Below are 12,465 nucleotides of genomic sequence, written 5' to 3'. Positions count from 1 at the left end.
GTTGTGAACCCAGTCAAGCCAGGAGAGACGCGGCGTACGCCTTGGATCGTAGGGGTGTCCGGTGCTTCCGGCACCCCGTATGCCGCGTCCGTGCTGCGCGCCCTCCTCGACGCGGGCGAGAGTGTCGACCTCGTCGTCAGCCGGGCCTCGCGGCTCACCCTGCTGGACGAGACCGGGATCTCCTTCCGGGACGCACACTGGCGGGACGACCTGCGGGAGTGGCTGACCAGGGGGGCCGACGGCAAGCCCGGCGCGTACGACGTGGATGTCGACGGCGAGGGTGACGGCGACGGCGACGGCGACCGGGTGCGGTACTGGAGCGCCGGGGACCTCGCCGCGGGGCCGTCCTCGGGGTCGTATCCCGTGAAGGGGATGCTGATCGTGCCCGCCTCGACCGCCTGCGTCGCCGGTGTCGCCCTCGGGCTCTCCAAGGACCTGCTCCAGCGCGCGGCGAGCGTGACCCTCAAGGAGGGACGCAAACTGGTCGTGGCCGTCCGGGAGACCCCCCTGAACGGGCAGACCCTCCGCCACCTCGTGACACTGGACGACGCGGGCGCCACCGTCGTACCGGCCTCGCCCGCGTTCTACGCGGGGGCGACCCACATCCAGGATCTCGTGGACTTCGTCGCCGGACGGGTCCTGGACGCGGCGGGCGTCGAGCACCGGCTCTACCGCCGCTGGAAGGGCGAACTCGGCGGTGGAGGCGGCGGAGCCGACGGAACCCACACGCCGTGAACGTCATCTGAGCAAGTCGCAGTACCTCTCAGCAGCACTTCTCACCAGCACTTCTCATCAGCACTTCGGGAACTCTTCAGCGGAAGGCTTCGATCGCATGGACGCGGTGGACAGGCAGCTCATCCAGGCCCTGAGGGAGAACGGCCGGGCCTCGTACGCGGAGCTGGGGCGCCTCGTCGGTCTGTCGGGACCCAGCGTCACCGACCGCATCAACCGGCTGGAGGCGGCCGGTGTCATCACCGGCTACCGCGCCACGGTCGACTCCGCCTCGCTCGGCCTCGGTGTCACCGCGCTGATCGGCATCTCCCTCTCCGACGCCGTCGACCACGAGGACGTGGCCCGCCGGCTGAAGGACCTCAGCGAGATCGAGGACTGCTGGTTCATCGCCGGCGACGACTCGTACATGCTCAAGGTGCGGGCCGCGGACGTGGACGGTCTGGAGAAGATCATCCGGCGGCTCAGCGGGACCACGGGCGTGTCCCGGACCCGTACCACCATCGTGCTCTCCACGAAGTGGGAGAACCGGGTCGGAGAGCTGCCCGAAGAGGTGTGAGGGTATGGGCGTACGGTTGGTCGGGCTGTCGTAGAAAGGTGAAGTCATGGACGTCGGGCTCAAGCGCGAGCTGGAGGAGAAGGTCCGCTCCGGCGAGCGGCTGACCCGTGAGGACGGCATCGCGTTGTACGAGTCTGACGACCTCGCGTGGCTCGGCGGCCTCGCGCACGAGGTGCGGACCCGTAAGAACGGCGACGTCGTCCACTTCAACGTCAACCGCCACCTCAACATGACCAACGTGTGCACGGCGTCCTGCGCCTACTGCTCCTTCCAGCGCAAGCCGGGCGAGAAGGACGCGTACACGATGCGCATCGAGGAGGCGGTGAAGCTCGCCAAGGAGATGGAGAGCGAGAACCTCACCGAGCTCCACATCGTCAACGGCCTGCACCCGAACCTCCCGTGGCGCTACTACCCGCGTTCCCTGCGGGAGCTCAAGGCCGCGCTTCCGAACGTGTCGCTGAAGGCGTTCACCGCGACCGAGATCCACCACTTCGAGACGATCAGCGGGCTGTCGGCGTCGGAGATCCTCGACGAGCTCATCGACGCGGGACTGGAGTCCCTCACCGGCGGCGGCGCGGAGATCTTCGACTGGGAGGTCCGCCAGCACATCGTCGACCACAAGACCCACTGGGAGGACTGGTCGCGCATCCACCGCCTGGCGCACGAGAAGGGTCTGAAGACCCCCTCCACCATGCTCTACGGCCACATCGAGGAGCCGAGGCACCGCGTCGACCACGTCCTCAGGCTGCGTGAGCTCCAGGACGAGACCGGCGGCTTCCAGGTCTTCATCCCGCTGCGCTACCAGCACGACTTCGTGGACATGAAGGACGGCAAGGTCCGCAACAAGCTGCAGGCGCGTACGCAGATGGCGACCGGCGCGCAGGCGCTGAAGACCTTCGCGGTCTCCCGGCTCCTCTTCGACAACGTCCCGCACGTCAAGGTCTTCTGGGTCATGCACGGCGTCCAGACCGCGCAGCTCGCGTTGCTGCACGGCGCCGACGACATGGACGGCTCGGTCGTCGAGTACAAGATCACCCACGACGCGGACAACTACGGCACGCCGAACAAGCTGACGCGGGAAGATCTCCTGGACCTGATCCGGGACGCGGGGTTCCGGCCGGTGGAGCGGAACACGCGGTACGAGGTGATCCGGGAGTACGACGGTCCGGATCCGGTGCGTCGGGAGTCGCCGCAGCCGATGCGGGTGTGAGGTTGTCGGTCGGGCGCGGGCAGTGGGGGCTGGTCGCGCCCGCGCGGCGGTAGCCGCAAATTGATGCGGTCCCGCGCCCCTGGGTGGGTACTCGGACAGCGTGCCTTCCGAGAGCGCCTACTCAGCGGAGCCTTTCGTCCCGCGCCGCGGCGGCCTCCCCGCACTCCGTCGCGCCGCCGCCGAATGTCGGGGCTGCCCGTTGCACCTCGACGCCACCCAGACCGTGTTCGGGGACGGGAAAGCCGACGCCCGCGTCATGCTCGTCGGTGAGCAACCCGGCGATCAGGAGGACCGGCAGGGCAAGCCCTTCGTCGGGCCCGCCGGGAAACTCCTCGACCGGGCCCTCGCGGAAGCCGGTATCGACCCCGGCGACGCGTACGTCACCAACGCGGTGAAGCACTTCAAGTTCACTCGGGCCGAGCCCCGCAAGCGCCGTATCCACAAGGCGCCCACCCTCCGTGAGATGACCGCCTGCGGGCCCTGGCTGGCGGCGGAACTGGCCGTCGTGGAACCGGAGTTGATCGTGGTGCTCGGCGCCACGGCCGGGAAGGCGCTGCTCGGTTCCGCGTTCCGTGTCACCCAGGAGCGAGGGACCGTCCTGGAGCGGGAGATCCACGGTCGCAAGGAGCGGCTGGTCGCCACCGTGCACCCCTCCTCCGTGCTCCGCTCCGACGACCGTGAGGCCGCGTACCAGGGGCTGGTCTCCGATCTGAGGGTGGCGGCCCGCGTCCTAGACTCGTGACTCATGGAGCTCACGTACCGCCTGGACCCCACCCTCACCCCCGCCCTCCTCGACGAGCTGACCCAGCTCTGGGTGGCCGTGAACAACGCGGGCGGGGCGGTCGGGTTCCCCGGTACGACGACGTACGAGGAGGTCCGTCCGGAAACGGACCGTTACGCGGAGTCCATCGCCGCCGGACGGCACCGTCTGCTCGCAGGGCTGGACGAGGAGGGCCGGCTGCGGGCCACCGCGTTCTTCGGCTTCAACGCCCACCGCCTTCAGAGCCACTACGCCTGGCTCTACACCGTCATGGTCGATCCGGCCCTCCAGGGCGGCGGTCACGGGCGGACCCTGCTGGCGGAGGTCGAGACGCACGCCCGCACGTTCGGCCTGGAGGCGCTGAAGCTGACCTGCCGGGGCGGGCTGGGCCTGGAGCGGTTCTACGCCTCCGCCGGCTACAAGGAGGTCGGCCGGGTCCCGGGCGGTCTGCGGGTGGCCGCCGACGACTACCGCGACGACATCATGATGTGGCTGCCCCTGACCTGAGCCGGACCGGTGGGGCGTACCCCCTGCAAGATCGCATACCGGCCGTGCTTCACTGGAAGGCACCCTTCGAGCACATTCGGCGGGAAACTGTCAGGTCGGAACGGAAGAGTGGATTGAGATGCTCCGCTACACACTGATGCGCCTCGGGATCTTCGTGGGCTGCCTCGTGGTCGTCTGGGGCCTCGTCTACGCCGGTGTCGCCCCGCGCGGCCTCGGCGACTCCAACGGCATGTGGATCGTCCTGCTCTCGCTGGTGATCTCCGCCCCCATCAGTTTCGTCGCCCTCCGCAAGGAGCGCGACCGGGCCTCCGTGCAGGTCGCCGAGCGCGTGGACCGCATGAAGTCCAACCTGGAAGCCAGCCGCAACCAGGAGGATGTCGCCGACGACGCGGCGCGTGCCCAGGGGCAGACGTCTTAGTCTTGCCCTCATGGGTGCCGTGAAGACCAAGCGGATGCCGCGTGCGGTCCGCGAACAGCAGATGATGGACGCCGCCGTGGCGACGTTCGGACGCCGCGGGTACATGGCCGCATCGATGGACGAGATCGCCGAACTCGCCGGTGTCTCCAAGCCGTTGGTCTATCTGTACCTGAACTCCAAGGAAGACCTCTTCACCGCCTGCATCCGCCGGGAGGCCCTCGCGCTCACCGAGGCGGTGCGCTCCGGCGTCCGTACCGACCAGCCCGCGGACCGCCAACTCTGGGACGGACTGCTGGCGTTCTTCACGCACACCGCGCAGAACCCGGACGGCTGGTCGGTGTTGCATCTCCAGGCCCGTACCCACGGCGAGCCCTTCGCCGCCGAGGTCGCCGCGATGCGGGAGGAGATCGTCGCGTTCGTCACCCAGCTGATCGTGGTCGCCGCGCGTGAGGCGCACCGCGACCCCGACCTGCCCGAGCGCGAGGTCGCCGGGCTGGCCGAGGCGCTCGTCGGGGCCGCCGAGTCCCTCGCCGCCTGGGCGAACGTCACCCCGGGCGTCACCGCCAAGCAGGCGGCGGCGACCCTGATGAACTTCTCCTGGGCCGGCCTCGGCAACCTGATGGAGGGCCGGCCCTGGGTCCTTCAGGACGTGAGCGGGTAGACGCTTCCGGTGAGGTGGACGCGGTCCTCTCCGCTCCGCAGTTCGAACCGCTCGCCCTCCGCCCCGAACGTCACCGACCCCGGCAGCAGCACCGGCGCCCTGAACTCCGCCCGCACCTGGGCCTCTTGGGGTGTCCCGTGCGCCGCCAGACATCGCGCGACCGTCCACATGCCGTGCGCGATGGCCCGCCGGAAGCCGAACAGGCGGGCGGTCAGCGGGTGGAGGTGGATGGGGTTGCGGTCACCGGACGCGGCGGCGTAACGGCGGCCCACGTCCCCGGCCAGCCGCCACTCGGCGACGGTGGGCAGCGGATCGCCCTTCTCGGGAGACGTGGCGCCCGCGGAGCTCCCGTGCCGCGCCAGGTACGTACTGCGCGACTCCCACACGATCTCGTCGCCGGCCCGTATCTCGGTCACCACTCCCGCCTCGGTGCCCCGCCGGTGCGGCGCCAACCCGTCGACGTGCACGGCGAGTTCGTACTCCCCGGTGGCGGCGAGCGGCCGCCGCTGAGTGATCGCGATGGACGTGTGGACGAGACCGAGCAGCGGCAGCGGGAAGTCCCGCGCGCTCATGAGCCGCATGGCCAGCGGGAAGCCGAGCACATGCGGATACGTCACCGGCAGCGCGTCGTCGCCGGTCGCGAACCCGCAGACCCGCTCGTACGCCGCCAGCCGGGCGAGGTCGATGCGCAGTCCGGGCAGGACCAGCCGGGTGTGCGGGAACTCGGCGTCCGGGCGGGGCCGTTTGACCGCGGAGAACAGCGCGCCACGGGCGAACAGCGGGACCAGCGAGGGCAGTTCGGTCAGGACGACGGTCATCATGCCCCCAGCAGACTCTGCCCGCAGACCCGGACGACCTGCCCGTTCACCGCCCCCGAGGCCGGGTGCGCGAGCCATGCGGTGGTCTCGGCGACGTCGACCGGCAGCCCGCCCTGGGCGAGGGAGTTCATCCGGCGGCCCGCCTCGCGGATGAACAGGGGGATCGCGGCGGTCATCCGGGTCTCGATGAACCCGGGCGCGACGGCGTTCACCGTCACTCCGTGCTCGGCGAGCGCGCGAGGGGCCAGCGAGCGGACCAGGCCCACCACACCCGCCTTCGCGGCCCCGTAGTTGGTCTGCCCGGCGTTCCCGGCGAGACCGGCGATGGACGCGGTGGCGACGATCCGGCCGTTCTCGTTCAGCGCCTTGGCGGAGAGCAGCGCGTCCGTCGTGCGCAGCACGCTCGCCAGGTTGACGTCGAGGACCGAACTCCATCTGTCCGCAGGCATGTTGACCAGTCGGCGGTCCCGCGTGATCCCCGCGTTGTGGACCAGTATGTCGAGGCCGTCGCCGAGTTCGGCGGCGATCCGCTCGCCCGCGTCGGCGGCGGTGATGTCGAGCGCGAGGGCGCTGCCGCCCAGCTTCCCGGCGAGCGCCCGCGCCTCGTCCTTGGCCTGCGGCACATCCAGTACGACGACCCGCGCCCCGTCCCGCGCCAGTGTCTCGGCGACCGCCGCACCGATGCCCCGCGCGGCGCCGGTGACCAGGGCGGTACGGCCGGCGAGGGGGCGGTCCTGGTCGACGGTGACCGGCTGTGCCGTGCCGACCTCGATCACCTGGCCGCTGACGTACGCGGACTTGGGGGAGAGCAGGAAGCGCAGGGTCGACTCGGCGGCCGTCCGGTCGGTGAGCCGGACGAGGTTCACGGTCCTGCCGCGGCCGATCTCCTTGCCGAGCGACCGGGTGAAGCCCTCCAGGGCCTGCTGGGCGGCGGCCTGGTGGTGATCGGCGGGGTCGAGGGGCGCACCGAGCACGACGATCCGGCCGCTCGCGGCGACCGAGCGTACGACGGGGTGCAGGGCCGCGTGCACACCGGCCAGCGTGTCGACATCCCGGACGCCGGTCGCGTCGAGGACGACCGCGGAGGGGGTGGCGGTCGAGGGGGTGCCGGTGTTCTCCGGTGCGGGCTCGCCCGCGGTGAGGAACAGGGCGTCGGATCCGTCGAGCGTGGGCCGGTCCGGTGACCAGCGGCGCAGGGGCGCGGGCTGGGGCAGGCCGAGCCGGCGGGTCAGGAAGCGGCCGGGCGCGGTGCCGGTGAAGCTCAGATAACGGTCGGGCATGGGCCGTCTCCCCCGCTCGGTGCTGTCTCTCACGTCTCGCTCCAGCTTCTTACTCTGGAGTAAGGTTACCGGAGGTAATCCTATGTCACACATGAGGAGCAGGTCGAGATGAGCCTTCTTCAGCCCCCGGTGGCACGGCGCGTCGCGATCATCGGCGGCACCCGCCTCCCCTTCGCCCGCTCGGACGGCCCGTACGCCACCGCCTCCAACCAGGAGATGCTGACGGCGGTCGTGGACGGACTGGCGGAGCGCTTCGGCCTCCAAGGACCGGGCGCCGTCGGGGAGTTCGTCGCCGGCGCGGTGCTCAAGCACAGCCGCGACTTCAACCTCGCCCGCGAGACGGTCCTCGGCTCGAAACTGGCCCCGACGACCCCGGCCTACGACATCCAGCAGGCCTGCGGGACCGGCCTCCAGGCCGTCATCGCCGCCGCCAACAAGATCACGCTCGGCCAGACCGAGTCGGCGATCGCGGGCGGCGCGGACACGGCCAGCGACGCCCCGCTCGGCGTCAACGACCACCTGCGGAAGATCCTGCTGGAGGCGCGGCGGGCGAAGTCGGTGGGCGGCCGCCTGAAGGCACTGGCCCGCGTGCGGCCCTCCCACCTCGTCCCCGACATCCCGCGCAATGCCGAGCCCCGCACCGGACTGTCGATGGGTGAGCACGCGGCCGTCACGGCACGGGCGTGGGGCGTCTCGCGCGAGGCCCAGGACGAACTGGCGGCGACGAGTCACCAGCGGCTGGCGGCGGCCTACGAGCGGGGCTTCTTCCAGGACCTGGTGGTGCCGTTCCGGGGGCTGGAGCGGGACCAGAACCTGCGGCCGGGGTCGACGGTCGAGAAACTGGCTTCACTGAAGCCGGTGTTCGGGGTCGGCGGGCCCAACCCCACCATGACCGCGGGGAACTCGACCCCGCTGACGGACGGCGCGGCGGTCGTGCTGCTGGCGTCGCAGGAGTGGGCGCAGGCGCGGGGGCTCGAACCGCTCGCCTACCTGACGGCGTACGAGACTGCGGCCGTGGACTTCGTCGACGGCGACGACGGTCTACTCATGGCACCCGCCCACGCCGTCCCGCGCATGCTGGAACGGGCCGGGCTGGGGATGGGCGACTTCGACCTCGTGGAGGTGCACGAGGCGTTCGCGTCCCAGGTGCTGGCCACGTTGGCGGCGTGGGAGAAGGCGGGGCTGGCACCGGTGGACCGGGCACGGCTGAACGTGGCGGGGTCGTCGCTGGCGACGGGCCATCCCTTCGCGGCGACGGGGGCACGGATCGTGGCGACCCTGTCCAAGCTCCTTGCGGAGAAGGGTGGTTCGGGGCGGGGGCTGATCTCGGTGTGCGCGGCGGGCGGGCAGGGAGTGACGGCGATCCTCGAACGGCCGTGACCGTGACCGTGACGGCGCCGGCTTGCGCATTCCGGACGACCGTAACGGCTAGCTGACAAAGATTCACTTTGCGTCAGAGGTTGCACAGAGCCAGCCCCGGAGCCGCCCCGAACTCACACAAACTCGCCACTTGCACCTCCTAGGATCTGCCATCTAACTGCCGGTAACCCCCCAAACTCGCCCACCACCGGTGAACGTCCGGGTACGCACGGCGCGTACCTAAGCAGCAGAGCGGTATTCCGCTGCGCGCCCCAGGAGCTGCCCATGTCGTCGTCCCTGCCCTATGTCTCCGCGACCGACTACGACGGCGCGCCCGTACTCCTGGAGCCGGAGATCAAGCGACTGGACGGCGTCGTGCGGGAGGTGTCGGTCCCGCCGGTCGTGCCGCCCGTGACCCATGGCTCGCTGGCGGACCTGCCGTTCGAGAACGCGGAGGCAGCCCCTGAGGAACGGGTCCTCAGCCGCCGTGCCGAGAACGGCAGTTGGGTGCACATCACCACGGCCGAGTTCGCGGAGCAGGTGCTGGCGCTGGCAAAGGGCATGATCTCGGAGGGACTTCAGCCGGGCGACCGTATCGCCGTCATGGCCCGCACGATCTACGAGTGGACCCTGCTGGACTTCGCCGCCTGGGCGGCCGGACTGGTGACCGTCCCCGTCTACCCCACCTCCTCCGTCTTCCAGACCCGCTGGATCCTCCAGGACTCGGGCGCGGTGGCACTCGTGACGGAGAGCGTCTCCCAGGCCTCGGCGCTCGGCCCCGAGCTCAACCGGCTGCCGGACCTGAAGCACCTGTGGGTCATCGAGAAGGGGCATGTGGAGCGCCTGGGCGAGCTCGGGCAGTCGATCCACGACGCCGAGATCGACGTACGACGGGGCATGCTCGGCCCGGACACCCTCGCCACCGTCGTCTACACCTCCGGCACCACCGGCCGCCCCAAGGGCTGCGCGATCTCGCACGGCAACTTCCTCGCCGAGGTCGACAACGCGATCGAGCTCCTCGACCCGGTCTTCCGCTCCCGCTCCGACGAGGAACTCGCGACCCTCCTCTTCCTCCCCATGTCCCACGTCTTCGGCCGCATGGTGGCGGTGGCGTGCGTCCGGGCCCGGGTCCGCCTGGGCCACGCCCCGAGCCTCAAGTCCGAAGACCTGCTGGGCGACCTGGCGAGCTTCAAACCCACCTTCCTGCTCGTCATCCCGTACATGCTGGAGAAGGTCTTCAACAGCGCACGGGCCAAGGCGGAGCTCAGCGGCCGGGTTTCCGCCTTCGACCGCGCGGCGAGCGTCGCGGTCCGCTACGGCGAGGCGATGGAGGCCCGCCAGTCGGGCACGGGCAGCGGCCCGAGCACGGCACTGAAGACCGCCCGCACTTTCTACGACCCCCTGGTCTACCGCCGTATCCGCAACGCCATGGGGGGCAGGGTCCGCCACATCATCAGCGGCGGCTCACCGCTGGGCCGCAACCTCCACGCGTTCTACTCGGGCGCCGGGATGGCGATCTACGAGGGATACGGGCTGACCGAGTCGACGGGCGCGGCGACCGTGACCCCGCCCCTCAAGTCCCGCCTGGGCACGGTGGGCTGGCCGCTCCCCGGCACCCGGGTCCGGATCGCGGCGGACGGCGAGATCCTGTTGCAGGGCGGCCAGATCTTCCGCGGCTACTGGGACCCCAACGCGGGCGGAGTGGTCCCGGCATCGACCGACGGATGGTTCGCGACGGGCGACATCGGCAGCCTCGACGACGAGGGGTATCTGACGATCACGGGCCGCAAGAAGGAACTCCTCATCACGGCAGGCGGCAAGACGGTCGCCCCGGCCCCCCTGGAGAACTGGCTCCGCCAGCACCCCCTGATCTCCCAGTGCATGGTCGTGGGCGACCGCCGCCCCTACGTCGCCGCCCTCATCACCCTCGACATGGAGGGCATCACCCACTGGCGCCAGATGAACGGCAAGCATCCGGTCCCGGCGGAACTCCTCGTGGGCGACGAGGAGTTGACGGCCATCCTGCAACGGGCGGTGGACGAGGCGAACAAGCTGGTCTCCCGCCCGGAGTCGATCCGCCGGTTCGCGGTGCTGCCGCGGGACTTCACGGAGGCGGAGGGCCATCTGACTCCGTCGATGAAGCTGCGGAGGGAGACGGTGATGGGGGAGTTCGCCAGCGAGATCGAGGGACTGTACGAGCGCTGAGGAAGGCTGACCAGGTGGTGGGGGAGAGGGGGCCGGCTCGTCCGCCTGCGCGACATCGACCGCGACGGCGACAAGGACCTGCTGGTCTCCGGCGACTACTGCAACGGCAGCGGGCTGCTCCCGGGAGCGGGCTCCGGCATCACGGGCACGGGCGCGGCTGAGCTGCCGGTGGTGGCGTCCTTCCCGCAGTAGGGATGCGTTGTCACCGCCCGGGCGTCCGCCGCGACCTCTCCACCAGGTCCGCGAACGCCCGGGCCGACGGACTGAGCGCATCCCAGCGCCGCACGGCCCACCCCACGGGCAGCGGCCGCAACTCCGGCAACGGAATCAGCCGCAGCTCCCCACTCTTCGCCAGCCCGGACAACTCGGGTACGACCGCCCGCCCCACCCCCAACTCGGCGAGCAGCAGGGCGGTGTCCCAGTCGGCGACATTGGTGTCGTAGGTCAGGTGGATGCCCAACTCCGCGCATGTGGCGTCCAGTTGGGCAGCTGACGCCGAGTTGGGCGGCAGCCGTATCAGCCGTACGCCGGCCAGCTCGCCCGGATCGAGCCGTTCCCGCCCGGCCAACGGATCATCGGCCCGCACCGCGAGCACCCACGGCAACTCGGCGACGGCCCGCTGCTCAACCCCTCGCACGGGCGGCCCGAGGGTGATCCAGGCCAGGTCGAGCGTTCCGTCCAAGAGCGCGTCGAAGCTGCCGCGCCCCGAACTCACCGTACGGAACTCAAGGTTCACGCGCGGATGAAGCCGCCGGAACTCCACGACGGCGTCCCCCATGAAGTGCCGCACGGTGGTGGCCCCGGTGGCCACCCGGACGAACCCGCTCTCCCCGTCGACGAGATCCCGCAGCTGGCGCACGGCCAGATCAAGCCCGGAGATCCCCTCGGCGGCGGCCGCCTCCAACACCCGCCCGGCCTGCGTGGGCACGACGCCCCGAGGCTGCCGCTCCACCAGCGCGACGCCCGTCTCCCGCTCCAGCCGCTTCACATGCTGACTCACCGCGGACTGCGTACACCCCAGCTCCCGCGCCACCGCGCTGAGGCTCCCGGCCCGGCACACGGCGACGAACACACGCAGGTCATCGAGGGTCATGGACCCAAGCTAACACTTGGGTTCGTGTGTAAATCCCAAGGATTGACTGGATGGAGGAGGCGTACGACGATCAACCAGGGCCGGACCCGACGGGCGGCAACCCGCTCCCACCCGGGACGGAGCGGGTGCCGACCCACTCAGTTCAGCCGAAGGGACGCCGCCCATGGCCATCGCACCTGACCCGATGTCCCAAGCCGACGCGCTGCTACGGGAGTTGGGCGCCGAGGGCATCCCCCACCCGGGCGGAACCCTCCTCACCCATCTCCACCGCGTACGAACCCGCCTCACCACCTGGAACGCCCGCCCCACCCTCCAACTGGCAGGCCTGTGCCACGCCTTCTACGGCACGGACGGCTTCCCGACGGCCCTGCTCTCACTCGACCGCCGCGCCGACCTGGTAGCCGCGATCGGTGAGGACGCGGAGGCGATCGTGTACTCGTACGCAAGCTGCAACCGCAAGCCGACGTACCCCGCCCTGGCGAACCCCGTTGCCCCCTTTCACGACCGCTTCACCGGCGGCACACATGTCCCCGCCCTGCCCCTCCGCCAGGACCTCGCCGAACTCACCGCCGCCAACGAACTCGACCTCGCCACCCAAGACCCGACTTTCCGCGCCCGCCACGGCACGGACCTCCTGGCCCTGTTCACCCACTTCCGCCCCCTCCTGAGCGAACCGGCCTGGGACGACTGCGTTGCCGTACTCCTTGGACCGACCGTTGCGTGATGTGGACGGGGGCGGTGGGTCGGGTGGGTTGGGTGGGCCGGCGGTGTCGTGGTGGGTTGGGTGGGTTGGGTGGGCGTCGGCTGGCGAGGTTGCCGTTGGGCCGCTCGCTTCTTGGTCAGTGTCGTGATTCCGTGAGCCGAGT

Annotated in this window: 13 protein-coding genes; 10 read left to right on the top strand and 3 right to left on the bottom strand. The window is 70.6% G+C overall.

The window, feature by feature from the left end; all coding sequences use genetic code 11:
• Window positions 1–3: 3 nt before the first annotated feature.
• The 7 genes from PH203_RS44580 to PH203_RS44550 all read left to right on the top strand — a co-directional run bounded on the left by PH203_RS44580 (window position 4) and on the right by PH203_RS44550 (window position 4,844).
• Complete coding sequence (locus PH203_RS44580) at window positions 4–735, top strand: UbiX family flavin prenyltransferase (protein WP_289928150.1); 732 nt, start codon at window positions 4–6, stop codon at window positions 733–735.
• Between the two features lie 97 nt (window positions 736–832).
• Window positions 833–1,288, top strand: coding sequence for an Lrp/AsnC family transcriptional regulator (locus PH203_RS44575; RefSeq protein ID WP_289928149.1), 456 nt, complete (start codon window positions 833–835; stop codon window positions 1,286–1,288).
• 46 nt (window positions 1,289–1,334) lie between these two features.
• On the top strand, window positions 1,335–2,498 hold the full coding sequence (gene mqnE / locus PH203_RS44570) for an aminofutalosine synthase MqnE (RefSeq protein ID WP_289928148.1): 1,164 nt from the start codon (window positions 1,335–1,337) through the stop codon (window positions 2,496–2,498).
• A gap of 100 nt (window positions 2,499–2,598) precedes the next feature.
• Entirely contained in the window at window positions 2,599–3,240 is a 642-nt protein-coding gene (locus PH203_RS44565) for a UdgX family uracil-DNA binding protein (protein ID WP_289928145.1), read from the top strand.
• 3 nt (window positions 3,241–3,243) lie between these two features.
• Window positions 3,244–3,765, top strand: a complete 522-nt coding sequence (locus tag PH203_RS44560; RefSeq protein ID WP_289928144.1) for a GNAT family N-acetyltransferase — start codon at window positions 3,244–3,246, stop codon at window positions 3,763–3,765.
• A 118-nt stretch (window positions 3,766–3,883) separates the two neighbouring features.
• Window positions 3,884–4,183, top strand: coding sequence for a DUF4229 domain-containing protein (locus PH203_RS44555; protein WP_289928141.1), 300 nt, complete (start codon window positions 3,884–3,886; stop codon window positions 4,181–4,183).
• Between the two features lie 10 nt (window positions 4,184–4,193).
• The gene (locus PH203_RS44550) at window positions 4,194–4,844 is read left to right on the top strand and encodes a TetR/AcrR family transcriptional regulator (protein WP_289928140.1); all 651 of its coding nucleotides are present in this window, start codon (window positions 4,194–4,196) and stop codon (window positions 4,842–4,844) included.
• Here the strand turns inward: PH203_RS44550 and PH203_RS44545 are convergent.
• The gene (locus tag PH203_RS44545; protein ID WP_289928281.1) at window positions 4,826–5,662 is read right to left on the bottom strand and encodes a MaoC/PaaZ C-terminal domain-containing protein; all 837 of its coding nucleotides are present in this window, start codon (window positions 5,660–5,662) and stop codon (window positions 4,826–4,828) included. The genes PH203_RS44550 and PH203_RS44545 overlap by 19 nt on opposite strands.
• Complete coding sequence (locus PH203_RS44540; protein WP_289928138.1) at window positions 5,662–6,942, bottom strand: 3-oxoacyl-ACP reductase; 1,281 nt, start codon at window positions 6,940–6,942, stop codon at window positions 5,662–5,664. The genes PH203_RS44545 and PH203_RS44540 overlap by 1 nt, the downstream gene beginning before the upstream one ends.
• Window positions 6,943–7,050: 108 nt before the next feature.
• Here PH203_RS44540 and PH203_RS44535 point away from each other — a divergent pair, with 108 nt between their 5' ends.
• Together PH203_RS44535 and PH203_RS44530 are read left to right on the top strand one after the other, a co-directional pair.
• Window positions 7,051–8,322 carry an acetyl-CoA C-acetyltransferase gene (locus PH203_RS44535; RefSeq protein ID WP_289928137.1) on the top strand — a complete coding sequence of 424 codons (1,272 nt, stop codon included), beginning with the start codon at window positions 7,051–7,053 and terminating at the stop codon, window positions 8,320–8,322.
• 264 nt (window positions 8,323–8,586) lie between these two features.
• Complete coding sequence (locus PH203_RS44530; protein WP_289928135.1) at window positions 8,587–10,506, top strand: long-chain fatty acid--CoA ligase; 1,920 nt, start codon at window positions 8,587–8,589, stop codon at window positions 10,504–10,506.
• A 202-nt stretch (window positions 10,507–10,708) separates the two neighbouring features.
• Here PH203_RS44530 and PH203_RS44525 read toward each other — a convergent pair whose 3' ends face one another.
• Complete coding sequence (locus PH203_RS44525; protein WP_289928134.1) at window positions 10,709–11,599, bottom strand: LysR family transcriptional regulator; 891 nt, start codon at window positions 11,597–11,599, stop codon at window positions 10,709–10,711.
• Window positions 11,600–11,762: 163 nt separating this feature from the next.
• Between PH203_RS44525 and PH203_RS44520 the strand changes: the two genes are divergently transcribed.
• Window positions 11,763–12,323: a DUF6817 domain-containing protein gene (locus PH203_RS44520; protein ID WP_289928133.1), complete on the top strand. Its 561-nt coding sequence runs from the start codon at window positions 11,763–11,765 to the stop codon at window positions 12,321–12,323.
• Window positions 12,324–12,465: the final 142 nt, after the last annotated feature.

This window comes from Streptomyces sp. S.PB5, assembly GCF_030403745.1.
GTDB lineage: Bacteria > Actinomycetota > Actinomycetes > Streptomycetales > Streptomycetaceae > Streptomyces.
This window is presented reverse-complemented; position numbering and strand designations above follow the sequence as displayed.